At 75.3% G+C, this 26,671-nt stretch carries 27 protein-coding genes; 16 read left to right on the top strand and 11 right to left on the bottom strand.

Translation table 11 applies throughout. The features are described 5' to 3' along the window. Window positions 1-226: 226 nt before the first annotated feature. Complete coding sequence (locus ACGFI9_RS24770) at window positions 227-613, top strand: hypothetical protein (RefSeq protein ID WP_393181387.1); 387 nt, start codon at window positions 227-229, stop codon at window positions 611-613. Between the two features lie 53 nt (window positions 614-666). Here ACGFI9_RS24770 and ACGFI9_RS24765 read toward each other — a convergent pair whose 3' ends face one another. Together ACGFI9_RS24765 and ACGFI9_RS24760 are read right to left on the bottom strand one after the other, a co-directional pair. Beyond that, window positions 667-909 (bottom strand): GTPase activator, encoded by a 243-nt coding sequence (locus ACGFI9_RS24765; RefSeq protein ID WP_393181386.1) that lies wholly within the window; start codon window positions 907-909, stop codon window positions 667-669. 71 nt (window positions 910-980) lie between these two features. After that, entirely contained in the window at window positions 981-1,883 is a 903-nt protein-coding gene (locus ACGFI9_RS24760) for a DUF72 domain-containing protein (protein ID WP_393181384.1), read from the bottom strand. Window positions 1,884-2,003: 120 nt separating this feature from the next. Between ACGFI9_RS24760 and ACGFI9_RS24755 the strand changes: the two genes are divergently transcribed. Both ACGFI9_RS24755 and ACGFI9_RS24750 read left to right on the top strand, forming a co-directional pair. Further along, window positions 2,004-2,510, top strand: coding sequence for a DinB family protein (locus ACGFI9_RS24755; RefSeq protein ID WP_393181382.1), 507 nt, complete (start codon window positions 2,004-2,006; stop codon window positions 2,508-2,510). Between the two features lie 95 nt (window positions 2,511-2,605). Further along, window positions 2,606-3,376, top strand: coding sequence for a hypothetical protein (locus ACGFI9_RS24750; protein WP_393181380.1), 771 nt, complete (start codon window positions 2,606-2,608; stop codon window positions 3,374-3,376). Between the two features lie 96 nt (window positions 3,377-3,472). Here the strand turns inward: ACGFI9_RS24750 and ACGFI9_RS24745 are convergent, their stop codons facing one another. After that, entirely contained in the window at window positions 3,473-4,690 is a 1,218-nt protein-coding gene (locus ACGFI9_RS24745) for a S8 family peptidase (protein ID WP_393181378.1), read from the bottom strand. Window positions 4,691-4,984: 294 nt separating this feature from the next. On the opposite strand from ACGFI9_RS24745, the gene shbA reads away from it, so the two are divergent. The 3 genes from shbA to ACGFI9_RS24730 all read left to right on the top strand — a co-directional run bounded on the left by shbA (window position 4,985) and on the right by ACGFI9_RS24730 (window position 7,563). Further along, the gene (shbA, locus tag ACGFI9_RS24740) at window positions 4,985-5,557 is read left to right on the top strand and encodes an RNA polymerase sigma factor ShbA (RefSeq protein ID WP_393181376.1); all 573 of its coding nucleotides are present in this window, start codon (window positions 4,985-4,987) and stop codon (window positions 5,555-5,557) included. Further along, window positions 5,554-6,750, top strand: coding sequence for a hypothetical protein (locus ACGFI9_RS24735; protein WP_393181374.1), 1,197 nt, complete (start codon window positions 5,554-5,556; stop codon window positions 6,748-6,750). The genes shbA and ACGFI9_RS24735 overlap by 4 nt, the downstream gene beginning before the upstream one ends. 123 nt (window positions 6,751-6,873) lie before the next feature. Then, on the top strand, window positions 6,874-7,563 hold the full coding sequence (locus ACGFI9_RS24730; protein ID WP_393181372.1) for a Pr6Pr family membrane protein: 690 nt from the start codon (window positions 6,874-6,876) through the stop codon (window positions 7,561-7,563). Window positions 7,564-7,653: 90 nt separating this feature from the next. Here the strand turns inward: ACGFI9_RS24730 and ACGFI9_RS24725 are convergent, their stop codons facing one another. From ACGFI9_RS24725 to ACGFI9_RS24715, 3 genes are all read right to left on the bottom strand, one after another. Further along, window positions 7,654-9,711 (bottom strand): glycogen debranching N-terminal domain-containing protein, encoded by a 2,058-nt coding sequence (locus ACGFI9_RS24725; RefSeq protein WP_393181370.1) that lies wholly within the window; start codon window positions 9,709-9,711, stop codon window positions 7,654-7,656. Further along, window positions 9,708-10,082 carry an SCP2 sterol-binding domain-containing protein gene (locus ACGFI9_RS24720; protein ID WP_393181368.1) on the bottom strand — a complete coding sequence of 125 codons (375 nt, stop codon included), beginning with the start codon at window positions 10,080-10,082 and terminating at the stop codon, window positions 9,708-9,710. The genes ACGFI9_RS24725 and ACGFI9_RS24720 overlap by 4 nt, the downstream gene beginning before the upstream one ends. A 103-nt stretch (window positions 10,083-10,185) precedes the next feature. Beyond that, window positions 10,186-10,695, bottom strand: coding sequence for a DinB family protein (locus tag ACGFI9_RS24715; RefSeq protein WP_393181366.1), 510 nt, complete (start codon window positions 10,693-10,695; stop codon window positions 10,186-10,188). Between the two features lie 83 nt (window positions 10,696-10,778). On the opposite strand from ACGFI9_RS24715, the gene ACGFI9_RS24710 reads away from it, so the two are divergent. From ACGFI9_RS24710 to ACGFI9_RS24695, 4 genes are all read left to right on the top strand, one after another. Then, a complete protein-coding gene (locus ACGFI9_RS24710) occupies window positions 10,779-11,294 on the top strand; it encodes a 2'-5' RNA ligase family protein (protein ID WP_393181365.1) in 516 nt (171 codons plus the stop codon). Between the two features lie 261 nt (window positions 11,295-11,555). Beyond that, window positions 11,556-11,876 (top strand): ArsR/SmtB family transcription factor, encoded by a 321-nt coding sequence (locus ACGFI9_RS24705; protein ID WP_393181363.1) that lies wholly within the window; start codon window positions 11,556-11,558, stop codon window positions 11,874-11,876. Then, window positions 11,873-12,343 (top strand): SRPBCC family protein, encoded by a 471-nt coding sequence (locus tag ACGFI9_RS24700; protein WP_393181362.1) that lies wholly within the window; start codon window positions 11,873-11,875, stop codon window positions 12,341-12,343. Before ACGFI9_RS24705 ends, ACGFI9_RS24700 begins: the two co-directional genes overlap by 4 nt. A gap of 158 nt (window positions 12,344-12,501) precedes the next feature. Next, window positions 12,502-13,464, top strand: coding sequence for an anti-sigma factor RsbA family regulatory protein (locus tag ACGFI9_RS24695; RefSeq protein ID WP_393181360.1), 963 nt, complete (start codon window positions 12,502-12,504; stop codon window positions 13,462-13,464). Window positions 13,465-13,469: 5 nt separating this feature from the next. On the opposite strand, the gene ACGFI9_RS24690 is transcribed toward ACGFI9_RS24695, so the two are convergent. The 3 genes from ACGFI9_RS24690 to ACGFI9_RS24680 all read right to left on the bottom strand — a co-directional run bounded on the left by ACGFI9_RS24690 (window position 13,470) and on the right by ACGFI9_RS24680 (window position 16,397). Next, a complete protein-coding gene (locus ACGFI9_RS24690) occupies window positions 13,470-14,096 on the bottom strand; it encodes a lactate utilization protein C (RefSeq protein ID WP_393181358.1) in 627 nt (208 codons plus the stop codon). Further along, a complete protein-coding gene (locus ACGFI9_RS24685) occupies window positions 14,093-15,505 on the bottom strand; it encodes a lactate utilization protein B (protein WP_393181744.1) in 1,413 nt (470 codons plus the stop codon). The genes ACGFI9_RS24690 and ACGFI9_RS24685 overlap by 4 nt, the downstream gene beginning before the upstream one ends. Window positions 15,506-15,623: 118 nt before the next feature. Next, window positions 15,624-16,397: a (Fe-S)-binding protein gene (locus ACGFI9_RS24680; protein WP_393181357.1), complete on the bottom strand. Its 774-nt coding sequence runs from the start codon at window positions 16,395-16,397 to the stop codon at window positions 15,624-15,626. 147 nt (window positions 16,398-16,544) lie between these two features. On the opposite strand from ACGFI9_RS24680, the gene ACGFI9_RS24675 reads away from it, so the two are divergent. Next, a complete protein-coding gene (locus ACGFI9_RS24675; protein WP_393181356.1) occupies window positions 16,545-18,008 on the top strand; it encodes a hypothetical protein in 1,464 nt (487 codons plus the stop codon). Between the two features lie 56 nt (window positions 18,009-18,064). On the opposite strand, the gene ACGFI9_RS24670 is transcribed toward ACGFI9_RS24675, so the two are convergent. After that, window positions 18,065-21,391, bottom strand: a complete 3,327-nt coding sequence (locus tag ACGFI9_RS24670; protein ID WP_393181354.1) for a BTAD domain-containing putative transcriptional regulator — start codon at window positions 21,389-21,391, stop codon at window positions 18,065-18,067. Between the two features lie 133 nt (window positions 21,392-21,524). On the opposite strand from ACGFI9_RS24670, the gene ACGFI9_RS24665 reads away from it, so the two are divergent. From ACGFI9_RS24665 to ACGFI9_RS24645, 5 genes are all read left to right on the top strand, one after another. Then, window positions 21,525-22,403, top strand: coding sequence for an alpha/beta fold hydrolase (locus ACGFI9_RS24665; RefSeq protein ID WP_393181352.1), 879 nt, complete (start codon window positions 21,525-21,527; stop codon window positions 22,401-22,403). 169 nt (window positions 22,404-22,572) lie between these two features. Then, window positions 22,573-23,826: an MFS transporter gene (locus ACGFI9_RS24660; RefSeq protein WP_393181350.1), complete on the top strand. Its 1,254-nt coding sequence runs from the start codon at window positions 22,573-22,575 to the stop codon at window positions 23,824-23,826. A gap of 79 nt (window positions 23,827-23,905) precedes the next feature. Then, window positions 23,906-24,280, top strand: coding sequence for a hypothetical protein (locus ACGFI9_RS24655; RefSeq protein ID WP_393181349.1), 375 nt, complete (start codon window positions 23,906-23,908; stop codon window positions 24,278-24,280). A gap of 43 nt (window positions 24,281-24,323) precedes the next feature. Beyond that, complete coding sequence (pip, locus tag ACGFI9_RS24650) at window positions 24,324-25,289, top strand: prolyl aminopeptidase (RefSeq protein WP_393181347.1); 966 nt, start codon at window positions 24,324-24,326, stop codon at window positions 25,287-25,289. A gap of 12 nt (window positions 25,290-25,301) precedes the next feature. After that, window positions 25,302-25,646 carry a hypothetical protein gene (locus ACGFI9_RS24645; protein ID WP_393181345.1) on the top strand — a complete coding sequence of 115 codons (345 nt, stop codon included), beginning with the start codon at window positions 25,302-25,304 and terminating at the stop codon, window positions 25,644-25,646. A gap of 243 nt (window positions 25,647-25,889) precedes the next feature. On the opposite strand, the gene ACGFI9_RS24640 is transcribed toward ACGFI9_RS24645, so the two are convergent. Beyond that, window positions 25,890-26,666 carry a hypothetical protein gene (locus tag ACGFI9_RS24640; RefSeq protein WP_393181343.1) on the bottom strand — a complete coding sequence of 259 codons (777 nt, stop codon included), beginning with the start codon at window positions 26,664-26,666 and terminating at the stop codon, window positions 25,890-25,892. Window positions 26,667-26,671: the final 5 nt, after the last annotated feature.

Genomic DNA, 26,671 nt, shown 5'->3' with positions numbered 1-26,671 from the left:
CCGGCCGCCCCCGCCCCCCACCCCGGGCGCCCGGGGGGCGGGGGGGGGGCCCCGGGGGGGGGCGGGGGGGGGGGGGGGCCCCCCCCCCCGGGGGGGGGGGGGCCCCCCCGGGGGGGGGCCCCCCGCCCCCGCGGCGTGCCCGGGGGACGGCTCCGGCGCCCGGCATGACCGGGCGGTCGCCGGGCAATCAGCGCGGGCACGGGAACCCCAGCCAGGTGAGGTGGCCATGACCAGCAAGGACCGAGCGGGTACGGGCGAGGGGCCGGAGTCGGTCGCGCCGTGGGGCACCACCGACGGCTTCGACGCGGACCCGCCGTGGGGCGCGGACGAGGACGCGCCGATGGACGAGGGCAGCGAGGACAACGCGGTCCCGGAGGGACGCCGCGGGGAGCGGCGCGCGGCGGGGGCCGGACCGGGTGGCCCGAAGGCCGGCCGGCACGGGTTCGGCCAGGTCGAGCCCACCCGCTACGCCGAGGCGGGCCCGGGCGCGCCACCGGACCCGGCACCGTCCGCGCGTTCCTTCCCGGACGACAGCGCCGGCGGGGACCTGGCGGACAACGCGCTGGAGGAGGCCACCGGCATGCACCCCGAGGGGTTCCGCCGGCGCGGCTGACCACGCCCGTACGGGCCGACGACGGCCCTGGTCGGGGGCGGGACGGCCACCGGTCAGGAGCCGGTGCCGTCCTCCCCCGGCGTGCCCATCGCCGACGGCTCGGTCGGCGGCCCCGGCAGCTCGGTCCGCGGCGCCGGCTCGGTCTCCGGCTCGGGCGGCCCGGCGACCGGGTGGCCGGTGTCGTCCACCAGGCCCGGCGCCATGCTGCCGCCGTGCGCCTCCTCGGCCTCCCGCGTGGCCCGCGGATCCCGGTCGTCCCGCTGCCGGGTCACCGCCTCGTCCCGCCGCTCGCCCACACCTGCCCCCTCGCCTCGGTCCTTGGCACCGCCGGTACCCGGTGCGGGTCGGCGGAAACCCGCGGGCCGGGTCAGGAGCCGGCGCCGGCCGGCTGCCCGGCGGGGGCGAGGCCGAGCAGCCCGGCGAGCCGGGCCGCGTCGCGCGGGGCCTGGTCGTCGCAGCAGTTGTTCATCAGCACGTGCAGCTCGGCGCACTGGTCGGCCAGCTCGCGCAGCAGCACCGACCAGCGGCGCAACTCCTCCGCGCCGTAGGCGTACCGGAACTTCTCCTGCTTGTCGCCGCTTTCCCAGGCGGGGCTGTGTCCGTGGAACCGGACCACCGCGAGGTCCGTGGTGGCGACCAGGATCGGCGGCACCGAGGAGGCGTGCCCCTGCGGCATGTCCACGCACACGTAGCCGAGCCCGTGCTCCCGCAGGAAGGTCACGGTGTCGACCAGGGCGTCCTCGGCGAACCAGGAGGAGTGTCGCAGCTCGACGGCGACCCGGAAGGGCCGGCACCGCCGGGCCGCGGCCAGGATCCGCCGCTTGGCCGCGTCGCCCCTGGCCAGCCAGGGCGGGAACTGGAGCAGCACCGCGCCGAGCCGGTCGGCCGCCGCGATCGGCGCCAGCGCCGCGTGGAACCGGTCCCAGAGCTCGTCGTACGCCCCGGCGGACAGGTCGCGCCAGCGGATCCGGCTCGCGCCGCCGGCCGGCCGCAGCTCCCGGGGCAGGGCGGCGACCGGTGTGTGGTGGCCGGTGAAGAGGCGGAACGCCTTGACGTCGAAGGTGAACCCGGGCGGGGTGGCGGCCACCCAGCCCTCGGCGGTCTCCGGCAACGGGATCGCGTAGTACGACGTGTCCACCTCGACCAGGCCGAACCGCTCGGCGTAGAAGCCCAGGCGACCGGCGGGGGTGTTGACGGCACGGGGGTACCAGCCGGAGCGGACCAGCATCTGGTCGGCCCAGGAGGACGTGCCCACCTTGATGACACCCATGTAATTCAGTGCACCCCGATCCGGACGAATCGGCAACCGGGAGCGGGTCCGGTGTGGAGCCCGGAAAGTGTCGGTGGCGGGTCGTACGGTGTCCCCGTCCTCGACGGAAAGGCGGGCGGCATGAGCGTCTCCGACCAGATCCTCACCGGCGAGCGGGCGGACCTGCTCGCCACCCTGCGCCGGCACCGCGGCTTCCTCCGGCAGACCGTGCAGGGCCTGACCGATGAGCAGGCGGCTCGGCGCAGCACGGCCAGCGAGCTGTGCCTCGGTGGGCTGATCAAACACGTGGCGATCACCGAGCGTGGGTGGATGCGGTTCGCCGTGGGCGGCGCCGAGGCGATGCGCAGCGAGCCGGTCGACTGGCTCGGCCAGTTCCGGATGGCCGAGGGCGAGACCCTGGCCGGGCTGCTCGCCCAGTTCGACCGGGTGGCCGAGGAGACCGACGAGCTGGTCGCCACCCTCGATCTGGACACCGCGCACCCGCTCCCGGTCGCCCCCTGGTTCGAGCCGGGGGCGAGCTGGTCGGTGCGGCGGGTGCTGCTCCACCTGATCGCCGAGACCGCGCAGCACGCCGGCCACGCCGACATCATCCGCGAATCGATCGACGGCGCGAAGACGATGGGCTGAGCCGGGGCCAGTGACCGACCTCACGGTCCGGCAACCGGTTTCCCGCAAGGTCCCGATGTGACGTCACGGCCGGTGGCGGCGCTGAGGGACACGAGATGAACGCACACCGCATGGACCAGGAGACCGTCGAGCGCCTGCTCGTCGGTCCCGTCGCCGACGCCCAGGACGGTCCGGAGGTGCTCATCCGACTCCTCGCCGCCGTCCGCGCCGCTCCCCACCCGTACGAGCTGAGCGGCGAATCCGCCGCCCTCCAGGCGTTCCGCATGGCGCGAGCCGGCTCGGCGCCGGTGCCGGCGTCCCGTTCGGAGCGGCGGTTCCTCACCAGGCTGCTCGGCGCCAAGGTCGCCCTGGCCGCCCTGCTCGCCGCCGCCACCGGCGGCGTGGCGCTGGCCGCCGTCACCGACACGCTGCCCGGCCCGCTGAGCCACGAGCCGGCCACCGGGCCGAGCGCCCGCCTCGGGAGCGGCACCCCCACGTCCGGCCCGGACGCCTCCGCCACCCCGGGCGCGAGCCCGACCGACCGGCCGGGCGGCACCGCCGCGCTGCAGGGGCTCTGCACGGCCTACCGGGCCGAGCCGGGCGAGAGCCGGGGCAGGGCGCTGGAGTCCCCACGCTTCGCCGACCTGGTCGCGGCCGCCGGCGGCCGGGAGAAGGTCACCGGCTACTGCGACCGGCTGCTCGACGGTCCGGGAGCACCGAGCAGTGCCAACCCCGGCGAGACGAAGCGACCGGACGCCGAGCCGAACGGCCGACCCACCGGCCGGCCGGACCGCACACCGTCCACACCGGCGGTCACCGTCACGCCCACGGGCCGTGCGGGCGACGCGGCCAACCTGCCCACCTCGGTCGGCCCGACGCAACACTGACGCCCCGTCGCGGTTCCTGGCGGCGACCCCGACCGGGCCCGGAGCGACGTCGGCCGCGCCGACCCGGGCGGGTCGGCGCGGCCGAGGCGTCGACGGTCAGAAGGTGGCGACGTTCAGCAGCTTCTCCTGGATGCCGTCCGGGTCGCCGGCCGGCCAGCTGTAGTTGGTCGTACCAGCCGCCTGGAGGGCCGACTTGACCGCGCTCGGCGTGGCCGTCGGGTGGGTCGCCTTGTAGAGGGCGGCGCCACCGGCGACGTGCGGGCTGGCCATCGAGGTGCCGGAGATGGTGTTGTAGCCGCCGCCCTTCCAGGTCGAGTAGATGCAGACGCCCGGGGCCATCAGGTCGACGTCGGCGCCGAAGTTGGAGAAGTCGGCGATGGTGTCGTCCACGTCGCTGCGGCAGGTGGGCGCCGCGCCGCCACCCGGCAGGCCGTTGAAGTCGGCCAGCGCGGAGACGGTGATGACCTCGTCGTACGCGGCCGGCACGTGGTTGGCCGCGTTGTCGGTCTCGTTGCCGGCGGCCACGACGTACGTCACGCCGGCCGCGACCGACCTGCAGATCGCCTCGTGCATGGCGTCCTTGTTGCTGCCGCAGGCGCTGTCGGAGCCGGAGCCGCCGAGGCTCATGTTGGCGACCTCGATCTCGCTGGCGTGCGCCGTCACGTAGTCGATGCCGCAGATGATGTCGGAGAAGGTGCCGCTACCGGCGTTGTTGAGCACCCGGACCGGCCAGACCCGGGCGCCGGGGGCCATGCCGACCGCGCCGATGCCGTTGTCCAGCGCGCCGATCGTGCCGGCGACGTGGGAGCCGTGGCCGTTGCCGTCGTTGGCGCTGGTGCCGGTGGAGCAGTTCTTCGCCCCGGCGGTGTAGACGTTCAGGTCGGGGTGGGTCAGGTCGATGCCCGTGTCGATGACGGCGACGTCGACGTTCACCCGCTCGTCCGCGCCGTTGATGTTCGCGGTCGGGCTGAGTTCCGCGTCGGCCCGGTTGATGCCGGTCGGCGTGGTCTGCGCGTCGGCCGTCGCCACCCCGTCGGGCTGGACGAAGAGCACCCGCGAGTCGCGGGCGATGCGGGCGGCGGCGGTGGCGCTCATCCGGGCCGAGTAGCCGCGCAGGGCGTGCTCGTAGACGTGGCCCACGGTGGCGCCCGCGGTGCGGGCCTGCTCAGCGGCGACCGAGGACGAGTTGGCGTCGGCGCGGAGGACGACGATGTAGCCGCTCTCCACCTCGGCGGGTGGGGCGGCGGTGGCGCCGGTCGCCGAGGCGGCGACGACGATGCCGGTGAGCATCGCGACGCCCAGTGTCTTGCGCATGGGGGTTCCTCTCCACGAGCGGTAGGGGGCGGTTGGCCCACGCCGAGGCTGACGCACCCGACGGCTACCGGACCAGAGCGGGCAGCCATTCGTTATTGGAAATATATAAATTCAGGCGAAAAGCCGCACAACGGCTGACCCGGCGTCGGAAACGCCAGGTCGGGCGGGCGGGCATGCCGCTCCTGCCGGGTTATCGCCGCCGGCCGGCGCGGCGTTTCAGCCACCCCTCTTGGCGGTACGACAGCGGCCGGATACCGTCGAGCCACGCACGGCGGAAGGGCCTCGTTGACCTCGATGGACACACCGGATCCCGACCTCGTACGGCGGGCCGTGGCCGGTGATCCCGCGGCGGTGACCCGGGTACTCACCCAGATCAGGCCGATCGTGGTGCGCTACAGCCTGGCCCGGCTGGGGCACGTCGGGGCCGGTGGCGCCACCGCCGAGGACGTCGCCCAGGAGGTGTGCCTCGCCGTGCTGCGCGCGCTGCCGCGCTTCACCGACCAGGGCCGCCCGTTCCTCGCCTTCGTGTACGGCATCGCCGCCCGCAAGGTGGCGGACGCCTGCCGGGCCGCCAGTCGCGACCGGACGGAGAGCGTCGCCGCCGTGCCCGACACCGTCGACCCCGCACCCGGCCCGGAGCCCCGGGCGCTCACCGCCGACCTCGGCGCCCGCCTCTCCGGACTGCTGGCCCAGTTGCCGGCGACCCACCGGGAGATCCTGGTGCTCCGCCTGGCCGTCGGGATGACGGCCGACGAGGTCGGTACGGTGCTCGGTATGACCGCTGGTGCCGTACGGCTGGCGCAGCACCGGGCGTTGACCCGGCTGCGCGCCCTCGCCGGCGACTCGCTGACGGGGGTGCTGCGGTGAACGGCGACGCTCCCACGCCGGGGCGCGATGACCCGGTCCGGCACGACGACGAACTGCTCGACGCGCTCCGCCGCGGCACGCCACCGCCGCCCGACGACCCGGTGGCCGCCCTGCTCGCCGGCTGGCACACCGAGATCGAGACCCGCGCCGCCCGGCTGGAGGCCGCCGGGTGGCCGGTCCCGGACGAGCCGCAGCCGGCGGGACGGCCCGAAATGGACGCCGCGGGGCCGGCACCGGAAGGACCCGGAGTGGACCCCTGCGCCGCCGGGCCGGCACCGGCGGGAGGACCCGAAGTGGACGCCGGCGCCACCGGGTCGGCCCCCGGGCTCCGGCGGGCGCGGCCCCGCGCCGGACGGCCGCGCCGGCGGACGCGCGTCCTGTCCGGGATGGCCCTCACCATCGTGACCATGACCGGTGGCGTCTGGCTGGGCGCGGCCCGGGCCGAGCCGGACGGGCTGCTCTGGCCGGTCACCGAACTGGTGTGGACGGACCGGGCCGAGTCGCTGAGCGCCGAACGCGAGATCGACCGGCTGCTGGACCAGGCGCGGCGTGACCTGGGCGCCGGCCGGTACGCCGAGGCCCGCGCCGACCTGGACCGGGCCGCCGGCCTCCTCGCCCACCTCGGTGACGACCGGCGCGCCGACCGGCTGCGGACCGACCTCGAGGACCTGCGGGACCAACTGCCGGCGCCCGTGGGTCCGGCGAGCCCCGCCCCACCGGCGCCCCTGCCCGGCATTCCCACGGCGCCGCCCTCGACCGGAACGCCGGCGGGCGACCCGAGCGCCGCGACACCGTCCGCCGTCGTGCCGTCCGACGACGCGCCGCCACCGGAGCGTCCGGCGGCCCGTCGGCCGGGCCACCCGGAGCCGGCCTCCCCCGCGACCGCCCCGGCGGGGACCGCGCCGGCCACCGGCGCCGGGCGACCGGCGGACGCCCCCGCCCGGCCCGCCCCCGGCGCCGGCCGACCGGCGGACAACCCGGCCACCCCCGGCGCGGACCGACCGGAGGACACCCCGGCCACGCCTGCGCCCGGCAGCGGCCGGCCGACGGGTACCGCGACGCCGCCGGGTGGGCCGGCGACGGACGGGGCCGCGACGGCGCGCGCGCCGGCCGGCTCCGCCGGGACACCGGCGGCGGACCGGTCGGACGCCGGCCCGACCACCGCACCGGTCCTCGACGCTCCGACCGCCTGACCCCGACGGGCCTCGCCGCAGGGCCGGCCAGGTGGCCGGCGATGTCCCCCGGCCGGTCCGCGACGGTCGGGGGCCGCGGACCGGACTCGCGACCGGCACGGTACGGACTGGTAACTTGCCCCGGTGACTCCGCAGCGCCGACGACTGGCGATCCTCTTCCGCCTGGCCATCGTGCTCAGCGTGGTGGCCGGCATCGTGCTGACGGCCCTCGGCCCGGCCACCGTGACCGGCCTGCTGCCCTACTTCACCATCCAGAGCAACGTGGCGATCGGGGTGTTCGCCGGCTACACCGCCTGGCGGGCCGGGCAGGACCGCTCGGAGCCGCCGTCGGCGGTCAAGGGCGCGGTCACCCTCTACATCACCATCACCGGCACGGTCTACCACCTGGTGCTGGCCAACCCGGCCAGCCCGTTCGCCATGGTCCAGCCGCACCGGGAGCTGGGCGAGTGGTGGGGCAACCAGTTCCTGCACACCGTCGTACCGCTGCTCGCGGTCGCCGACTGGGCGCTGTTCGACCAGCGCGGGCGGCTTCGCCTCCGGTACGCGGCCTGGTGGCTGGCGTTCCCGCTGGCGTACCTCGGGTTCGCCCTGGTACGCGGCCTGATCGTGCACCGCTACCCGTACCCGTTCATCGACGCCGGGCAGCTCGGCTACGCCGGAGTCGGGCTCTCCTCGCTCTGCTTCGCCGTCGCGTTCTGGCTGCTCGGGCTCCTCTTCGTCGGGGTGGACCGGGGCCTGGCCCGGCGTCCCCGGGCGCTGCCGCCGGCCGCCGGTGCGGTGGAGCCCGAGCGGACCGCGGCCGCGCCCCGGTGAGTCACGGCCTCGACGCCGCACCCGAACTGGACGCGGCCCACCTCAGGGCCCGGCCGCCCACGAACTCCCGCCCGCCCGCCGCGTCGCCGGTCAGCGCGCCGAGCGCCGGTGGCGGGTCTTCCGGTCCCGGCCGAACGCGTCGGCGCGTCCCCACCGGCCCGGGATGTCCAGCAGCTCGATCCGGCCGTACCCGTCCGGAACGGCCGAGTCCACCAGCAGGTTGTCGCCGCACGGGCGCAGCCCGAGCAGCGCCGCGAGCAGCATGAGCAGCGCGCCGGAGGCCCAGGACTGCGGCCGGCCGGCGGCCGGGAGCTGGACTGGGTACTTGGTCACCGCACGGGGGTAGCCGGCGATCGTCTCGGGAATGGAGCCGCCGAGCGTCTCCACCACGGCGAACATGCCGTCGGCGATCCGGACCGCCTCGCGGTCGTGACCGTAGCGGCGCAGGCCCGCCGCGATCAGCGCGTTGTCGGACGGCCAGACCGCGCCGAGGTGCGCGCCGACCGGGTTGTACGCCCGCTGCCCATCGGCGTACGTGCGCACCCCCCAGCCGGTGAAGAGCTCCGGCCCGCACAGGTGCGCGGCGAGCGAGGCGGAACGCTCGGGTTCGACGATCCCGGTGTAGAGCAGGTGCCCGAGGCTGGAGGTGAGCGCGTCGACCGGCTCCCCGTCCGGGGTCAGCGCGAGCGCGTAGTACCCCCGGTGCGGCAGCCAGAAGTCACGGTTGAACCGCTCCCGCAGCCGCGCCGCGTCGGCCTCCAGGCGTTCGGCGTACGTCGGGTTGCCCCAGAACTCCCGGGCCAGCCGGGCGCCACGGAGCTTCGCGTCGTACGCGTACCCCTGGAGCTCGCAGGTGGCCCGCGGGAACGGCGGCTCGCGGCCGTGCCGGTCCACGATGGCGTCCGGCGAGTTCCGCCAGGTCTGGTTGGCCACCCCGTTGATGGTGTTGCGCGGCTGGTAGCGCAGGTAGCCGTCGCCGCACAGGTCGCCGTACTCGTCGATCCAGTCCAGTGCCATCCGGGCCGGGTGGCGCAGCTGGCGGACCAGGTCGGCGTCGCCGGTCCAGCGCTCGTACTCGTCGAGCAGGATCACGAAGAGCGGGGTGGTGTCGGCCGCGCCGTAGTAGATGGCGGTGGGCTGCTCGCCGAACGCGGCCGCCTCGCCGTAGCGGAGCTCGGCGAGGATCTTCCCCGGCTCCTCGTCGTGGTAGTCGTCGAGCTGGCCGCCCTGGAGCAGGGCGAGCAGGTGCAGCGTCGCCGGGGTCAGCTCGGGGGTGAACGGCAGCGTCTGCAGGCAGGTGATCATCGCGTCCCGGCCGTACAGCGCCATCGCCCAGGGCAGGCCGCCCACCGGCACCCGTTCGTTGTACGCCAGCGGCTTGTACCGCAGCGCGGCCAGATCGGTCAGGGCCCGCCGGTACGCCGACTGCAGGGATTCCCGTTCGGCCTCGAGCTGCGGGGCGTGGTCGAACCAGCGGGCCAGGTCCTCGCGCATGTCCCGCCGGACGTGCTGCCGGTGGGCCTCCAGGCTGGCCCGCAGGTCCCGGCCCCCGGCCCCATGGATGATCATGCCGATGTGCAGGTCGGTGTGCCACTCACCGTCGGGCGCGACCCGGATCCGGAAGGTCATCCCGTGCGAATCGACCTCCACCGGCTCGGTGCTGGTGACGACGGTCTCCCGGCAGAACCGATCCCGCTGGTAGCAGAGCCGCAGTTGGCAGCGGACCGAGTCGGCGGTGGTGGCGATCCGGCGCGGCACCGGCCGGAGGATCTCGGCGGTGTCGGCGAAGTCCGTGCCGATCTCCATCCGGACGGTGAACTCGGCCGGCGCGGACGAGTGGTTGAGCACGGTGATCCGCTCGTTGAAGCTGTCGTTGATCGACCGGTGCCGGATCACCGAGACGTCGGCGTCGATGTAGTGGCTGGCGGTGCCGGGGACCAGCACGAACCGGGTCTCGAAGGAGGCCAGCTCGTCCCGGGACAGGGCGTGCACCCGCTCCCCGTCGAGGGTGAGCACCCAGCGGGACAGGAACCGCGTGTCGAAGGACCACAGGCCGATGGGGGAGCGTGGGTCGATCTCCATGTCGCCCTGCGCGTCGCTCATGGCGAAGGAGTTGCCGGCGAGGACGTGGACCAGCTCCTGCTTCATCGACCGCCCCCTCCGCAGCTCGCCGCGTGCGGGTGCCGCGCCCCGGACGGGCCCGGAAAGAGCCGACGCAGGGCCAGCAGCAGTCGCAGGTTGCCCTGCACCGTGAGGTCGTTGCGCAGCAGCGCCGCCGCCGGGTGCAGGCGACCCGCGGCGATCCGGTCGAAGACCTCCCGGTCGGCGCGGACCACCAGCTCAGCGTCGGCCGAGGAACGGAGCACCCGGACCTCCTGCTGTTCGATGAGCAGGTACCAGTGCTCGGTCCGCGCACCGTCGCGCAGGTCGAGCCGGAGGCTGCCGGCCGTGTTCTCCGGCAGGTCGGCGTGGCGGCCGGCCACCCGGTCCGCCAGGTACTCCGCCGCCGACATGGCCATCTGTCCCCTCCCGCCGTCCGGTCGTCCCCGCAGGGTCCCCGGGGGGAGGGTGAGTCCAACTCACCCGTTCCGGGTGAGGGCTGCCGCGGTGGGGCGCGGGCGGTCACCCCCGCTGGATGAGCCCGCGCACGTACGCCGCCTGGCCGACGTGCTGGAGGTCGTCGTGCAGCACGCTGACCAGCCGTACGCCGAGGGTGACCGGCGGGTCCCAGTTCTCGTCCACCACCCGGTCGAAGTCGGCCGGCCGCAGCCCGCGCAGGTACGCCAGGGTCCGGTCCACCACCGCCCGGTGGTAGTCGACGAGCACCCGGCCGTCCTCCGGCTGGACGGCGGCGATCTGCGCGGGTCCGTGCCCGAAGCCGGTGTCGCCCGGGTGGGCGGTCAGGCCGCACCGCCCCGCCCAGTCGCCGCCGACCCAGAGCTGCTCCTCCCCCAGCACGTCGGCGACGCCCTGGTCCTGGATCCGGGTCAGGTGCCAGACCAGCCAGCCCACCGGGTTCGCCCCGGCCGCCGGGGCCTGCCGCAGCTGCTCCGGGCTCAGCCCGTCGACGGCGGACTCCACCAGGTCGGGCAGCCGGCCGTACGCGTCGGTCAGCAGGTCGTTCACGTCCACGGGTCCACGCTCCTCCGCCAGTGGGGGCCACCCGGGGCAGTACCGCGCACACGGGCCGGCAAACCTCGCCCTACGCTGATCATGTGGTCGCGGCGCTGGAGTTGTATCTCGACACCGACGCCACCCGGCGGATCCGGGTGCTCTGGGACGCGCTGGAGTCCGAGGGCGTGCAGAGCATGAGGTCCCTGCTGGAACAGCGGCACCGGCCGCACGTCTCGCTCGCGGTGGCCCCGCGCTTCGACCCGCACCGGGTCGCCGAGGCGCTCGCCGGGATGGTGGTGGCCGCTCCCCTGCGGCTGGAGTTCCAGCACGCCGGCCAGTTCGTCGGGCGGGTGCTCTGGCTCGGGCCGACCCCCACGACCGAACTGCTGTCCCACCATGCCCAGGTGCACCACCGGCTCGCCCGGGCCGGCATCGAGCTGGTCGAGCACTACCAGCCGGGGCGCTGGGTGCCGCACTGCACGCTCTCCATGCGGGTGCCGAACGTGCTGATGGCGGCCGCGGTGCGCCGCTGCCTGGAGGTGCTGCCGCTGACCGCCACCGTGGTGGGCGCGTCCGTCACCGACCACGCCCGGGGCATCTCCCACCCGCTCCCCTGACCGCCAGGCGGTCGGCGCGTGCCCGCCGACAGCGGCGGGGGCCTCTCCTGCCCCGCCTTTGGAGCTGATGTCGTCAACGACTCAGCGACCGCCCCCACGGCCGAGGTGATCATCCCGTGAGCCCCGCCGCCAGCACTCGATGAGTCGTCTGCGATATCAGCTCCACAGGCGCTCACGACCCCGCTCCGGTCCGGTCGGGACGCCGAGGCCGGGCCCGCCGGCCGGTTGACAGGAGCATCGGAAAGTCTAGACTTACCGTTCGTGGCCACTTACCAAGGACGGATGCTCGACGCGTTGGGTGACCCGACCCGGCGCGCGGTCTTCGAGCTCCTCGCCGCCGGGCCACGCTCGGTCGCCGAGATCGCGGCCGACCTGCCGGTCAGCCGTCCCGCGGTGTCCCAGCACCTGAAGGTGCTCAAGGAGGCCGCCCTGGTCTCGTCGACGGCCGTCGGCACCCGCCGCGTCTACGCGCTGGACCCGCAGGGTCTGGCGGCCGTACGCGGCTACTTCGACCAGTTCTGGCAGCAGGCCCTGGCGGCGTTCGCGGACGCCGTCGAGAACCCTCCCGAGGAGGAGCCGTGACCACCGCAGAAACCGACACCGCCGTACGCCACAGCGTGCGGGTCACCGCCGGCCCCGAACGCGCGTTCGAGGTCTTCACCACCGGCATGGACCGCTGGTGGATCCGCTCGCACCACCTGCTCCCCGACGACCTGGCGCGGATCGTCGTCGAGCCCCGGGTCGGCGGCGCGCTCCGCGAGGAGAGCGTCGCCGGCCAGACCTGCACCTGGGGTCGGGTGCTCACCTGGGACCCACCGCGCACCTTCGCCTTCTCCTGGCTGATCGGCCCGCAGTGGGAGGTGCCCGACGCCGACGCCGACGGCAGCCGGGTCACCGTCACCTTCACCCCGGTCGACGGCGGCACCCGGGTCGACCTGGTGCACGACCGGCTGGACGTGCACGGCACCGGCTGGGAGCAGATCCGCGACGCGGTCGGCGGCGACGGTGGCTGGGCGGGCCTGCTGCGCGAGTACGCCGAGAGCCTCTGAACCCGCTCCGGGTCGGTCCGGCGGCATCCGTCCGGGCCGGCCCGGGAACCTCAGGAATGGCCGTTCCACCGGACACGAATAGACTGGCCGCGTGAGGCAGTCCCGGTGACCCGCACGAGCGCGGGCTCGATGGCAGGCCACGGGGTCCAGGTGGGGCGATGAGGACCGGTGCGGCCGCCGGCCACGTCGGCTACTACCACGAGGCGATCCTGTTCGACTCGGACGAGCACCTGCTCGCCGTGGTGGTGCCGTTCCTGCTCGATGGGGTCGAGGCCGGCGAACCGGCCGTGGTGGGCTTCGGCGACCGTAACGCCGCGCTGGTCCGCCGGGCCCTGCCGGCCGGCTCCGGGGTGACCTTCCTGCCGGGGGGTGACCTGTACGCCCGCCCGACTGCCGCGCTCCGGTCGTACCGGAAACTGCTCGCCGGGTACGTCGGCGAGGGCGCGCGGCAGATCCGGATCGTCGGCGAGCTGCCCCCGGCCGCCCTGGGCGCCACCTGGGACTGGTGGGCCCGCTACGAGTCGGCCATCAACCACGCCTACGACGACTTCCCGCTGTGGAGCATGTGCGCGTACGACACCCGGGTCGCCTCGCCCGGGGTGCTGACGGACGTGGCGCGGACCCACCCCCGGGTGGCCGGGCCGGACGGCAGTCACCTGCCCACCGGCGTCTACACCGAGCCGGCGACCTACCTGACCGAGCCCCGGCCGGTGCTGCTCGACCCGGTGCAGCGCACGGCGCCGCTGGTGGAGCTGACCGACCCGACGCCGGCCGAGGCCCGCGCCGCCGTCCGGGCCGCCGACCGGGGCCAGCTCCCCGCCGACGACGTCGAGGACCTGATGGTGGCGGTCAGCGAGGTGGTGGCCAACGCGGTACGGCACGGTCGCGGGCCGGTCCGGATGCGGCTGTGGAACGGCCCGGACCGGATCGTGACGACGGTCCACGACCGCGGCACCGGCCCGACCAACCCGTACGCCGGTCTGCTGCCGTCGGGCGACGGCTCGTCCGGCGGTCTCGGGCTGTGGATCAGCCACCAGTCCTGCAACCACGTGAGGCTCTACCGCGACGACGACGGCTTCACCGTCCGGTTGACCGCCGGAAACCCGACCTTCCCGGTCTGACCGGCTCAGTCGTCGGTCAGCACGACGTGCAACCGGCGCGGCCCGTGCACGCCCTCCACCCGGTTCAGCTCAATGTCACTGGTCGCCGACGGGCCGCTGATCCAGGTGAGCGGGCGGTCCGGGGTGAGCCGGTCGAGGGCGTCCGGCACGCCGGCGACGACCTGATCCGGCCGGACCACGCAGACGTGCAGGTCGGGCAGGAGGCTGATGGCCCGCCGTCCCTGGTCGGCCCCGGCGTCGAGGACGATCGTGCCGGTCTCGGCGACGGCGACCGCGGCGGCGGTGAGCACCGCGTCCAGCCCGGCCAGCCGCGCGGCGGGCAGGTCCTCGTCGACCACCACCTCGACCGTCCCGGGCCGCCACTCGGTGGGCAGCCCGGCCGGCACCACCACCGTCCGGGCACCGGCGGCGGCCAGGATGCCGGCGACCGTCTCCGCGATCTCCGCCCCGGCCACCTGGTGGACCTCGGCGCGGTAGTCGACCAGCCGGCGCCGGAGCAGCTCGACCAGCTCGGGATGGCCGGGCGGCCGGTCCCCGGTGCGGCGCGGCGGCGGCCCCGGCGCGGGCACGGCCGGCGGGGCCGCGGCCAGGGCGGCGCGGATCCGGGCCAGCACCTCCTCCCGGCCGGTCATGATCCGCTCTCTCGTTCGGCCCACCATTGGCGGAAGGTTTGTGGGGGTGGGGGTGGTAGGTCGCGGCTGGTGGTCCAGGCGTTCAGTGGTGGGGGTAGGGCGCGGCCGGTGATCTTGGTGAGGCGGGTGGCGCGTTGCGCGGCGGCGTACAGCAGCGGGTGGTCCATGGTGTACGCGGCGGCGGCCATGGCGGTGGCTTCGGCGCGGGGGTGGGGGGTGTGGGCGCGCAGGTGGACGAGGAGTTCGGGGATGTTGATTTTCACGGGGCAGGCGTCGTAGCAGGCGCCGCAGAGGGAGGAGGCGTAGGGGAGGGTGGGGTTGTCGGTGGGGCCGGTCAGTTGGGGGGACAGGACGGCGCCGATGGGGCCGGGGTAGACCGAGCCGTAGGCGTGTCCGCCGGTGCGTTCGTAGACGGGGCACACGTTGAGGCAGGCCGAACAGCGGATGCAGTGCAACGCCTGCCGGCCGGTCTCGTCGGCGAGCACGGCGCTGCGGCCGTTGTCCAGCAGCACCAGGTGCACCTGTTGGGGGCCGTCGCCGGGGGTGACGCCGGTCCACAGGGAGGTGTAGGGGTTCATCCGTTCCCCGGTGGAGGCGCGGGGCAGCAGTTGCAGGAACACGCCGAGGTCTTGCCAGGTGGGGATGACTTTCTCGATGCCCATCACCGTGATCAACATGTCGGGGAGGGTCAGGCACATCCGGCCGTTGCCTTCGGACTCCACCACCGCCAGGGTGCCGGTCTGCGCGACGGCGAAGTTCGCCCCGGAGACCGCCACCCGCGTGTTCAGAAACGTTTCCCGCAGGTGCCGGCGGGCCGCCGCCGCGAGGGCCGCGGGTTCGTCGGTCAGGTGCGGGTCGACGCCGGGCATCTCGCGTAGGAAGATCTCCCGGATCTCGGCCCGGTTGCGGTGGATCGCCGGTACCAGGATGTGGCTGGGCCGGTCGTGGCCCAGCTGCACGATCAGCTCCGCCAGGTCGGTCTCCACCGGGGTGATCCCGGCGGCTTCGAGGGCTTCGTTGAGGCCGATCTCCTGGGTGGCCATCGACTTGACCTTCATCACCCGATCCGCGCCGGCCGCCCGGACCAGGTCGGTGACGATCCGGTTCGCCTCCACCGCGTCGGTCGCCCAGTGCACGCTGCCGCCGGCGGCGGTGACCGCCGCCTCCAACTGCTCAAGCAACTCCGGCAGCCGGGCCATCGTGTCGGCCTTGATCGCCGCCCCCACGGCCCGCAACTCCTGCCAGTCCGGCACCTCACCGATCACCGCCCCGGACTTGGCGCGGATCGTGCTGGTCGCATGCCGCAAATTCCCCCGCAACTGCGCATCAGCGAGCGACCGACGGGCCGCGACCGGGAACGGCTCCTGCTCCCGCAGGTTGCCGACACCGGCCGGCGCGGTCACCGGCATACCCAGAAACGTCGCCCGCCGCCCGGCACCGCCGGCCGACCCACCCGAGGCCGTCACCACCTCACCCCCAGCCGGTCACGTCCGCCGCCGGCCGCACCCGCCGGCCCACCCGAGGCGGTCACGACCTCACCCCCAGCCGGTCGCGTTCGCCGGCGGTCTCCGCGGCTTCCGTGCTGGCCAGAATCTCCGCCAGATGCACCGTGCGCACCCCCGCCCGCAACCGCGACAGGCCCCCACCGATGTGCATCAGACACGACGAGTCCCCCGCCGTGCAGACATCGGCCCGGGTCGCGAGGACGTTACGCATCTTGTCGGCCAGCATCGCCGTGGAGGTGTCCGCGTTCTTCACCGCGAACGTCCCCCCGAACCCGCAACACTGCTCCGCCTGCGGCAACTCCACCAGATCCAACCCACGAACCTGCCGCAACAACCGCAACGGCCGGTCCCCCACCCGCAACAACCGCAGCGAATGACACGTCGGGTGATACGTGACCCGATGCGGGAAGTACGCCCCCACATCCGTCACCCCCAACACGTCCACCAACAACTCCGACAACTCGAACGTGCGCCGACCCACCTCCTCCGCCCGGCCGGCCAACCGCTCGTCCCCCGCCCGCCGGGCCACCATCGCATGCTGATGCCGCACCGACCCCACACACGACCCCGACGGCGCGACCACCACATCAAACGGCGCGAACACCCGCACATGCCGACGCACCAACCGCAACGCCTCACCCGGATAACCCGAGTTCACATGCATCTGCCCACAACACGACTGCTCAGCCGGGAACACCACCTCATGCCCCAGCCGCTCCAACAACCGCACCGTCGCCTTCGCCGCCTCCGGAAACAACGTGTCAGCAAGACACGTCACGAACAGCGCGATCCGCATGTCCAGCCCTCCCGGCTCGGTCCGGCCCGTCGAAGACCGGGGTGGGGCTGGGACCCGCGCGCCGGCGACGGTACCGTTGCGCCTCATCATGCCCTGTGGGGCGGTCATCCGCCGCCCTGACGTTGGCGAACCGACGGAGGATGGCGAATGTCCAACGGCGAGGAACCGTTCGCACCGCACGACGACGTGTCCGGGCGGCCGAGGTTCGAGACGGCGCTGCGTGGCTACGACAAACGTCAGGTGGACCGGTACGTCGAGCAGCTGGACGGCGAACTGTCCGCGGTGACGGCCGACCGGGACCGGGCGTACGCCCAGGCGCGGGAGCTGACCGCGCAGATGCAGCGGATCCAGGCCGAGGCGACCGAGCTGCGGCAGCGACCGGCGGCGGTGGACCGGGCGTCCTTCCGCGACCTCGGCCCGATGGTCGATCAGATCCTCGACCTGGCCGAGAAGCAGGCCGGGCAGATCGCCGACAACGCCGCCAAGCGCGCCGCCGACCTCCAGGCCCAGGCCGAGAAGCTGCTGGCCACGGCCCAGGAGGAGGCCGCCCGGGAGCGCCGGGAGCTGGACGAGGAGCTGGCCAACCGCCGCACCGAGGCGGAGCGGGCGGACGAGGAGCGGCGGGCCGCCGCGCAGGCGGAGTTGACCGCGATCCGGGAGCTGGCGGAGAAGCTGCGCTCGGAGGGGCAGGCCGCCCACGACCGGGCGCAGCAGGAGGCGAAGCGGATCGCCGAGCAGAGCGCCCAGCAGGTGGAGCAGGCCCGCTCGGCGTCGGAGGCGCTGGTGAAGGCCGCCCGTACCCAGATCCAGCAGGAGGTGCAGGCGAACCGGAGCAAGGCCCAGCAGGAGCTGGCCCAGTGGCAGGCCACCATGGCCCGCGAGCTGGACGAGCGGCGGGCCGCGGCCGAGCAGGAGTTGGCCGACCGGGCCGCCGCCGCCGAGCGGGACATCGCCGCGCTGGTCGCCGAGGCCCAGCAGTACGCCACCGAGGTCCGTGAGCGGGCCGACGAGGAGACCGCGGCCCACCAGGAGCAATTGGCCACGGTGCAGCAGGAGATCCAGCAGCGGCAGGAGACCCTGGCGCAGCTCCAAGCTGAGCTGGACACCGTCGCCGAGGAGCTGGAGCGGAGCCGGCAGGAGATCGGCGCGGTCGAGCAGCAGGGCGCCGCGCTGGAGGAGCGCCTGGTCGAGGTGCGCCGGGACCTGGCCGCGGAGAGCAAGCGGCTGGAGGATGCGCGCCGGGCGGCGGACCTGGCCGAGCAGCACGCCAAGGAGACCCGGGCCCGGGTGCAGCGCGAGGCGAAGCGGGTCGCCGACCTGGCCGCGGCGGCGGTCATGGCGGCTGCCGCGGGCGGCGCGGAGACCGCCGAGTACCCCACCGTGGCGGCCCGAGCGGTCGACGAGCCGGTGGTCCCCGCCCCGGCCGAGCGGCCGGCCGTGCCGGCCCCGGAGCGGCCCGTCCTGGAGGCCGTCCCCGAGCGGGTGGCGCTGGACGGCCCGAGCTTCAACGCGTTCGCGGTGCGGACGCCCACGCAGCGGACCGCCCCGGAGGCGGGGAGCACGGGCGAACCCACCGCCGGCCCGGACGCCGGGATCCCGGCCACCGCCTGACGGCGCGGCCTCCTGACCGGTGCTCGTGGCGAGCGCCGGTCAGGAGCCGCGTCGGTTCAGGCGCCGCGCAGCGCGGCGGCCAGGTCACCGAGGTGCCGGGCGACCGGGCCGGCGGTGAGCACGCCGCTGCCGGCGCCGGCCAGCTCGCCGGCGGCGGGCAGCAGCTCGGCGTGCAGCCGGGCGATCGTGGCGCGGTCGTCCAGGGCGAGCGCCGCGCGGGCGGCGACGCAGAGCCGCGCCTCGCGCAGCAGGTCGTGCGGTGACTGCGGCAGGGAGCGCAGCGCCTCGGCGGCCTCGTCCCGGTGGCCGGCGGCCAGCGCCGCCAGCGGCCGCACCCACGGGGCGTACGGGCCCCAGTCGGTGCCCTCGGTCAGCGCCGGCCGGAGGTCGTCGTCGGTGGACAGTCGCAGGCAGAGCAGGGCGAACGGCAACAGTCCCGCCGCCATGCCCGGCATCCCGCCGCCGTTCAGCCGGACCGCCGCCGCCCGGTACGCGGCCTCCGCCTCCGCGCGGCGTCCCTCGACCGCCAGGCGCAGGGCGGCGTACCAGGCGGTGAACACGCCGACGAGCGGCAGCTCGTACCGCTCGGCGAGCCGGTCGGCGGCGGCCGCGTGCTCGTCGGCGGTGGCCAGGTCGGCGCGGGCGCAGTACGCCTGGAGCGCGATGAGGTGCCCCAGCACCTCGAAGGTCACCAGCTGGTGCCGGACGGCCAGGTCGACCAGTTCCCGGCCGATGCCGGCCCGTTCGGGGGCCAGGCCGGTCCGCCCGAAGGCGTGCATGAACCGGGCGTTGAGAGCGAAGGCCAGCAGGGCCGGGTCGCCCGCGCGTCGGGCGATGGTCTCCGCCTCGGCGGCCGCCCGCCGACCCCGGTCGGTGGTGTCGCCGCGCAGTTCGAGGGCGAGGGTGCTGAGCAGCCGGCTGCGGCGTTCCGCCTGGCCGGCGGGGAGCGCGGCGAGGGCACGCTCGGCCGCGTCGACGGTCCGCCGGGACAGTTCCTCGTCGTCGTTGCGGGTCCAGACGGCCGGCACGTCGAAGGCGGCCAGCACGTCGGCGGTCAGCTCGGGGTCGGCGAGCCGTTCGGTGGTGGCGAGGGCCTCGGCCCGCAGCCGCCGGGTCCGGTCCAGGTGGCCGGTGACGGCGAGATTCCGGCCCCAGCCGATGAGCGCGGCCAGCCGCGCGCGTACGTCGTCGCCGCCGGCCCGGTCGTGGGCGGTGACGGTCTGCTGCCAGAGCCGGGCCGCCTCGTGTGGGCGGCAGCGGCGCTCGGCCCGTTCGGCGGCGTGCCGGGCGTAGCGGGCGGCGGCGGTCGCGGCGGCGGGGCCGGTGGCCTGTCCGAAGTGGTGGGCGAGGGCGCCGACGTCGTCCGGCCGGAGTCGTTCGAGCGCCGCGGCGACGGCCGCGTGCCAGCGGGCCCGGCGGGGCGCCGACAGGTCGGCGTAGAGGGTGTCGCGGACCAGGATGTGGCTGAACCGGGTGCCGTCCGGGGTGAGGAAACCGGCGTGCACGGCCCGGTCGACGGCGTCGAGCATGGCGTCCTCGCCGACCAGGGCGGCCAGCACGTCCGCGTTGACGTCCCGGCCGAGCACGGCGGCCTGCCGCAGCACCGTACGGGTGGCCTCGGGCAGTTGCGCCAGGCGGTGCCGGATGACGTCCCGCACGCCGGCCGGGACGGTGTCCAGCGCGGCGGCGCCCTCGGCGGCGAGCAGCCGGGCCAGTTCCCGGACGAAGAACGGGTTGCCGCCGCTGCGCCGGTGCAGCGACCGGACGGCGGCCGGGTCCGGCTCCGCCCCGGCGACGGCCCGGACCAGGTCGGCGGTCTCGGCCTCGGAGAGCCCGCCCAGGTAGACCCGGACGGGTTCGGTGCCGGCGAGCCGGGCGAGGGCCGAGGTCAGCTGCGGGGTGATCCCGGTGGCCCGGTACGTGCCGACCGCCAGCACCGGCCCGGTGACCGGCTCCGGGCCGGTGAACAGGGCGGTCAGCAGGTCGAGCGTGTCCTCGTCGGCGCGGTGCAGGTCGTCGACCACCACCAGCACCGGGGCCTGCCGCGCGGCCCTGGTCAGGTGCCCGGCCGCGACCTGGTGCAGCCGGTACCGGACCACGGCCGGCTCCTCGCCGGCCCCGCTGGGCGGGGCGCTGTGCGGTCCGGGCAGGGCGGCGGCGATCTGGGTCCACGGCCAGGCGGCGGGGCCGCCCTCGTACTCGGGGACCCGCCCCCATGCGGCGGTCCACCCGGACCGGACGAGCCGGTCGGTGAGCGCCTCGACGAACGCGGTCTTGCCCGCGCCGGCGTCCCCGGAGACCAGGGCGAGGGCGGGCCGGGCCTGCCGGGCCACCTCCTCGGCAACCCCGGCCAGCGCGGTCAGCTCGGCGGCACGCCCCACGAAGGGACGCTGCCGCTTCCCGGCCGGCTCGGCCACGCCGACGCCGCCCACCACCGGGGTCGCCGAGACCGCCGACGGGGTGCTCGGCAGCGGCGTCCCGATCGCCGACACCCCACCGGGCGTCGGGAATGTGGCGGCGGCTGGAACGCCGGTGACCGGCGGCGTCCCGGCCGCCGGAACGGCGTGTGGCGGCGAGACCGCACCGGCAGGTGCCGCGTCGAGGTGCGGGGCCTGGGCGAGGATGTCGGCCTCGAGCCGGCGCAGCCCGGGTCCGGGGTCCACCCCCAGCTCCGCCACCAGGACCGCCCGGGCCCGCCGCAACGCGGCGAGGGCGTCGCCCTGCCGGCCTGAGCGGTAGAGGGCGACGGCGAGCAGCTGCCAGGCCTCCTCCCGGAACGGGTGGGCGGCGGTGTGGGCGCGCAGGTCGGAGGCGGCCTCGGCGGTCCGCCCCAGCGCCAGGAGCGCCTCGGCCCGCCGCTCGACGGCCAGCATCCGCAGCTCGTCCAGGCGGTCGATCTCCGCCCGCGCCCAGGGCTCGTCGGCGAACTCGGCGTACGCGGGCCCGCGCCACAGGGCGAGCGCGTCGTCCAGGGCGGCGAGGGCCGGCCCGGCCCGGCCGGCCGCGCGCAGCTCGCCCGCCTCGCCCACCGCCGCCTCGAACCGGCCGGCGTCGACCGCGTCCGGGGCGGCGTGCAGCGCGTACCCGGGCGGGGCGGTGACCAGCAGGCGGGCCGGCTGCCGGGGCGGCCGGTCGGGTTCCAGGGCGCGGCGCAGGTCGGCGACGAAGGTCCGTACGGCCGCGACCGCTCCCTCCGGCGGCTCGGCCCAGAGGTCCGCGACGAGCCGGTCGACCGGCACCACCCGGCCCCGGGCGACCAGCAGGCGGGCCAGCACCGCACGCTGCCGGGTGCCCTTCAGCGGCACCGGGCCCCGGTCGTCGGCCGCCCGCACCGGCCCGAGCACGCCGAAGGTCACCCCGGGTGCGCGCGGCGGGCTGGTCACCCCGCCACTCTAGGCAGCCGGCCGGCCGCCGGGCCGGCGCTCCGACCAGGGCACTCATCCGACGCTGATCCGCTGCTGATCCGCACCGGGCAGGGTCGGGGCAGACCCGACGACACCCGGAGAGGAACTTCCCGTGACCCCGACGATCAGTGGATTCGACCAGCGCCGCGTCACCGTCGCCGACGGCGTGACCCTGCACGCCGCGGTGGGCGGCAGCGGCAGCCCGATCGTGCTGCTGCACGGCTTCCCGCAGACCCACCTGATGTGGCGGCACGTCGCCGCCGACCTGGCCGCCGACCACACCGTGATCTGCCCCGATCTGCGGGGCTACGGCGCCAGCGACAAGCCCGCCGACACCGACGGCACCGCGTACGCGAAGCGGACCATGGCCGCCGACGTGGTGGCCCTTGCCCGGGAGCTGGGGCACGAGCGGTTCGCCCTGGCCGGGCACGACCGGGGTGCCCTGGTGGCGATCCGCGCCGGCCTGGACCACCCGGACGCGGTCACCCACCTGGCCTCGCTGGACGTGCTGCCCACCCTCGACATGTGGGAGATCATGCACGGGGTGAGCGCGGCCGTCGGGTTCCACCTCTACCTGATGGCCCAGCCGCCCGGCCTGCCCGAGCGGCTGATCGGGGCGGCACCGGACGCCTTCTTCGGCCACTTCCTGGACGTCTGGGCCGGCGACCCGGACGCGATCCCCGCCGACGTCCGGGCCGCCTACCTGCGGGCCTGCCGGGAGGCGGTGCCCTCGATCGTCGCGGACTACCGGGCCTCGGCCGGCGTCGACGTCGAACACGACCGGGCCGACCGGGCGGCGGGGAACCGGTTGCGCATGCCGGTGACCGTGCTCCAGCAGGACTGGGGGTCGGCGCTCGGCTTCGACGCGGCGGCGCTGTGGCGGGCGTGGGCGCCGGACCTGCGGCACGTCCCGGTGTCGTACGGCCACTTCATGGCGGAGGAGGCGCCGGCCGAGGTGGTGAAGGAGCTGCGGGCGCTGCTGGCCCGGTGAGCAACCGCGTTGACGGGTGCCGGGGACGGTCGGCATGCTGACCGGCATGACAGCGCCGCGCAGCCTCCCCTCCCCCGGTGCCGTGCGTCTTCGTCAGGGCCGCTGACCTTCCAGGAACGGGTCGCACCTCCGGCGCCGGGACACCGCCAGCCGTCCCGGGAGTCCGCGCGTGTCCGCGTACCGTCTCTTTCTCGTCCTCAGCGGCGTCGGCGCCTTCGCCGGCAACGCCGCCTTCACCCTCAACCTCGTCTACCAGAGCCAGGTGGTCGGCCTGGGACCGTGGCAGCTGGTCCTGGTCGGCACGGTGATGGAGCTGGTCTGCTGCGCCGCCCAGGTGCCCACCGGGGTGATCGCCGACCGGTACGGCCGGCGCCGGTCGGTGGTCGTCGGCCAACTGCTGATGGGCCTCGGCCTGCTGCTCTGGGGGCTGGTGCCGACGTACGTCGCGCTGCTGGCCGCCAACGCGGTCTGGGCGGTCGGGGCGGTCTGCGTCGACGGCGCGCTGGAGGCCTGGGCCGCCGACGAGATCGGCGCGGCCCGGGTGGGCCGGGCGTTCGTCCGGGCCGGGCAGCTCGCGCAGGTGGGCACCGTGCTCGGCATCGCCGCGGCGGTCGCGCTGGCCGGCGTGGACCTGGCGGCGCCGATCCTGGTCGGCGCCGCCACCACCCTGGCGCTCGGGGTGACGCTGGCCGTGGCCATGCCCGAGCGCGGCTGGTCGCCGCCGGCCGCAGGGCAGCGGAGCATCGTCGGCTCGATGCGGGCCCACCTGGTCGCGACCGCCGGCGTGGTCCGTCGCCACCGGGTCCTCGGGTACGTGCTGGCCGGCACGCTCTTCCTCGGCCTGGGCAGCGAGGGCTTCGACCGGCTGGCGCAGCCCCGGTTCGTCACCGAGCTGACCCTGCCGGGGACGCTCACCCCGCCGGTGTGGCTCGGGGCGTTCGCGGTGGTCGCGGCGTTCGGCGCCGTCCCGCTGACCGGGCTGCTCGGCCGGCTGGTGGACGTGACCCGCCCGCGCCGGGTCGCCCGGTTGCTGGTGGCCGTGCAGGCGGCCACGGCCGGGTCGGTGATCTGCTTCGGGCTGGCCGACGGGATCGGGCCGGCCGTCGCGGCGTACCTGGCGGCGGCGGTGCTGCGGCACGCCGCCGCGCCGGTCCTGAACGCCTGGCTGGTGGCGAACACCTCGTCCGGTACGCGGGCGACGGTGTTCTCGATCTGGTCGCAGGTGGACGCGGCGGGCCAGATCGCGGGCGGCCCGCCGGCGGGCTGGGTCGGCCAGCGGGTCTCGCTGGGCGCCGGCGTGGTGACCGCCGGCGCGTTCCTGGTCCCGGCGGTCTTCTGGTTCGCGGTTGCCGCCCGGCGTCACCCGGCAGACGTCGAGGTGGCAATGCCGGACGGCACATGCGCCGGGCAACCGGCGGCCTGAGGCCCCTTGCCGCGGATCACGAGACATGTCAATATTTGATCACTGTGCGTGTGTCTCTGACTTCGGGGGGTTGATCGACGTGCGGAAGACTTCTTCGATCGCGGCGGCCGTCACACTGACCGCCGCCTGCACGGGTGTCGCGGTGGTCAGCGTGGCGGCGCCGGCGAGCGCGACCTGCAGCCACTACCACACCAACATCGACACCAAGTACGGCCAGCTCTTCAACGCCAGCAACGTCAACATCCGCACCGGCCCGCACACCAGTTGCGCCTCGCTGGGCTACGGCCAGCTCAGCCACTACGTCGACTTCCACTGCTTCACCAACGGCGACCGGGTGAGCGCGAACGGGTACACCACCTACACCTGGACCTACCTGAAGGACACCACGACGGGGGTGTCCGGCTGGGTCGCCGACGCCCTGCTCGACGGCCTCGGCAGCGGCATCGCCTGCTGACCGTCCCCGCACACCGCGCCTCCAGCGGGCAGGATGGCTCGGCATGAGCAACGAGCCCATCCTGTACCCGCCGGTCGAGCCGTACGCCACGCATCGGGTCGCGGTCGGCGACGGCCACGAGCTGTACGTGGAGGAGGTGGGCCGGCCGGACGGCGTACCGGTGGTCTTCCTGCACGGCGGCCCCGGCGGCGGCCTCGTCCCGGCGGCCCGGCGGTTCTTCGACCCGGACCGCTACCGCGTCGTGCTGTTCGATCAGCGGGGCGCGGGCCAGAGCAACCCGCTGGGCGGGCTGCGCGGCAACACCACCTGGCACCTGGTCGAGGATCTGGAGGTGATCCGCGAGCGGCTCGGGATCGACTCCTGGCTGGTGTTCGGCGGGTCGTGGGGCGTCACCCTCGGCCTGGCGTACGCGCAGACCCATCCCGCCCGGGTCACCGGGCTGATCCTGCGCGGTGTCCTGCTCCTGCGCCGATCCGAGCGGGACTGGTTCTACCAGGGCGGGCTGCGGCACCTCCAGCCGGAGGAGTGGGACCGGTTCGTCGCGCCGATCCCCGAGGCGGAGCGGGACGACGTGCTGGCCGCGTACCACCGGCGGCTGCACGGGCCGGACGAGGCCGAGGCGCGGGCGTGCGCGGCGGCGTGGGGGCGGTGGGAGGCGGTGAACTCCTCGCTGCTGCCGGATCCGGGGCTGATCGGCCACTTCACCGCCGACGAGCAGGCCCTGCCGATCGCCCGGATCCTCTCCCACTACGCCTGGCACGGCGGCTTCTTCACCAGCGAGACGCAGCTCCTCGACGGGGTGGACCGCATCCGGCACCTGCCGGCCGTCATCATCAACGGCCGCTACGACCTCTGCTGCCCGCCGTTCTCGGCGTACGACCTGGCGCGGCGCTGGCCGGAGGCGGAGCTGCGGATCGTGCCGGACGCCGGCCACTCGGCGGCGGAACCGGCCATCGCCCGGGAGCTGCTGCGCGCCACCGACGAGTTCGCCGCCCGGCTCGCCGGCTGACGGAGGCGACGCATGGGCAGGTGGTACGCGGCGCTGCGGCGCCGCCGGGGGCCGGTCCCCGCCGGCCTGTTCGGGGGCGTGGGTGTCGCCATCGTGGCCGGGCTGCTGTTCGCCGCGCTGGTCGTCGTGCCGATGGACGGTTGCGACGACGGGGACAGCAAGGCGGGCGCGCTCTTCGGGGCGGCCGTCGTGGGGCTGTTGCTGACCGGCTGGCTGCTGGTGGCCGTCGTCCGGCGAGAGCGGCACGACCTGCGGGCGGCGCTCGGCGCGGCGGCAGCCGGGTCGGCCTTCCCCGCCGTCCTGCTCGCGGTCGGTCTCGCCTGGGTCAGCTCACTGCCCTCGGGCTGCCCGGTATAGCGGAGGCTTCCGTCTTCGCGCCCGGAAACCCTCCTCCACCGCTCGCCGCTCCCCTCCCTCCGCTGGCCGCTTTGCTCTGCAGCCATCGGCGCAGCAGGGGCACGAAGAGTGACCGCTGCGTATGTGGCTGCAGAGCAAAGGCGGAGCGGACCACTATCTGGCCGAGACGGGCGACCGACCAGATCCCCTGGTCAGCGGACACACACTCGGCCTACCGGCAAGGCAGGGGGACTCCGGACCAGCTCACCGAGAGTGAACCTCGCTCGCGGCGCCGGCCAGCAGCGCGCGGATCGCGTCGCCGATCACCGGGTCCACCGGAAAGCGCGCCGTCAGCCAGTCGAGCGTCGCCCGGGCCGCCTCCCGGTTGCGCTCGTAACCGGGGACCATCCGGGCCAGCGGCAACACCTCCGGCGGGTACGCCCGCTCCACCCGGCGGCTCGGGTCGAACGGGTCCCGCCGGTGCGCCGCCGCCTCGGGGACGGTCAGCCGCAGCAGCGCCAGCACCCGGTCCACCGCGTACGACTGGATGAACCGCGCCGCGGTGAGCCGCTCCCCGCGCAGCTCGCGGTGCAGGCCGACGTAGAGGTTGGTCAGCGCCTCGTTGAGGTGGAACTCGACGGTGTCGTACGGCGTCGCCGGCCCGGACGGCGGACCGCACTCGGCCAGCCCGGCCGGGGCGTCGGAGCGCTGCCACACCACCCGGGCCCCGGTGAACGGCAGCCGGGCCAGCTCGTCGACGGTGAAGACCGCGTACTCCACGAAGATGCCGTCCGCGTAGAGCGCCTTGCGCCCGTTGCGCTCGTTGCGGAAGCTGTACGCCACCGGGCACGGCACGGCCAGCCAGTCGACCGAGTCGACGTAGCGGGCCACCGCCCCGTCCGCCACGACGAGGAAGAAGTCCAGGTCGGAGTGGGCGTCGAGGCGGTCGTACTCGGCACCGGCCGAGCCGAGGCCGAGCAGCGCCAGGGTGTCCGGCCGGGTGGCGAGGTGGGCGGCGAGGTCGTCGAGTCGACGCAGCATCGGGT

It is taken from the genome of Micromonospora sp. NPDC048930, from assembly GCF_043197935.1.
In the GTDB taxonomy this organism is placed as follows: Bacteria; Actinomycetota; Actinomycetes; order Mycobacteriales; family Micromonosporaceae; genus Micromonospora.
The sequence above is the reverse complement of the archived record's forward strand: the minus strand, read 5'-3'. Positions and strand labels throughout refer to the sequence as shown.

Coding starts and splice junctions, on each gene's coding strand:
- ACGFI9_RS24640 (WP_393181343.1), bottom strand. CDS start 26,666: ATGCTGCGTCGACTCGACGACCTCGCCGCCCACCTCGCCACCCGGCCG.
- ACGFI9_RS24695 (WP_393181360.1), top strand. CDS start 12,502: ATGAGGACCGGTGCGGCCGCCGGCCACGTCGGCTACTACCACGAGGCG.
- ACGFI9_RS24745 (WP_393181378.1), bottom strand. CDS start 4,690: ATGCGCAAGACACTGGGCGTCGCGATGCTCACCGGCATCGTCGTCGCC.
- shbA (WP_393181376.1), top strand. CDS start 4,985: ATGGACACACCGGATCCCGACCTCGTACGGCGGGCCGTGGCCGGTGAT.
- ACGFI9_RS24750 (WP_393181380.1), top strand. CDS start 2,606: ATGAACGCACACCGCATGGACCAGGAGACCGTCGAGCGCCTGCTCGTC.
- ACGFI9_RS24690 (WP_393181358.1), bottom strand. CDS start 14,096: ATGACCGGCCGGGAGGAGGTGCTGGCCCGGATCCGCGCCGCCCTGGCC.
- ACGFI9_RS24725 (WP_393181370.1), bottom strand. CDS start 9,711: ATGAAGCAGGAGCTGGTCCACGTCCTCGCCGGCAACTCCTTCGCCATG.
- ACGFI9_RS24685 (WP_393181744.1), bottom strand. CDS start 15,505: ATGCCGGTGACCGCGCCGGCCGGTGTCGGCAACCTGCGGGAGCAGGAG.
- ACGFI9_RS24760 (WP_393181384.1), bottom strand. CDS start 1,883: ATGGGTGTCATCAAGGTGGGCACGTCCTCCTGGGCCGACCAGATGCTG.
- ACGFI9_RS24645 (WP_393181345.1), top strand. CDS start 25,302: ATGGGCAGGTGGTACGCGGCGCTGCGGCGCCGCCGGGGGCCGGTCCCC.
- ACGFI9_RS24680 (WP_393181357.1), bottom strand. CDS start 16,397: ATGCGGATCGCGCTGTTCGTGACGTGTCTTGCTGACACGTTGTTTCCG.
- ACGFI9_RS24675 (WP_393181356.1), top strand. CDS start 16,545: ATGTCCAACGGCGAGGAACCGTTCGCACCGCACGACGACGTGTCCGGG.
- ACGFI9_RS24770 (WP_393181387.1), top strand. CDS start 227: ATGACCAGCAAGGACCGAGCGGGTACGGGCGAGGGGCCGGAGTCGGTC.
- ACGFI9_RS24755 (WP_393181382.1), top strand. CDS start 2,004: ATGAGCGTCTCCGACCAGATCCTCACCGGCGAGCGGGCGGACCTGCTC.
- ACGFI9_RS24720 (WP_393181368.1), bottom strand. CDS start 10,082: ATGGCCATGTCGGCGGCGGAGTACCTGGCGGACCGGGTGGCCGGCCGC.
- pip (WP_393181347.1), top strand. CDS start 24,324: ATGAGCAACGAGCCCATCCTGTACCCGCCGGTCGAGCCGTACGCCACG.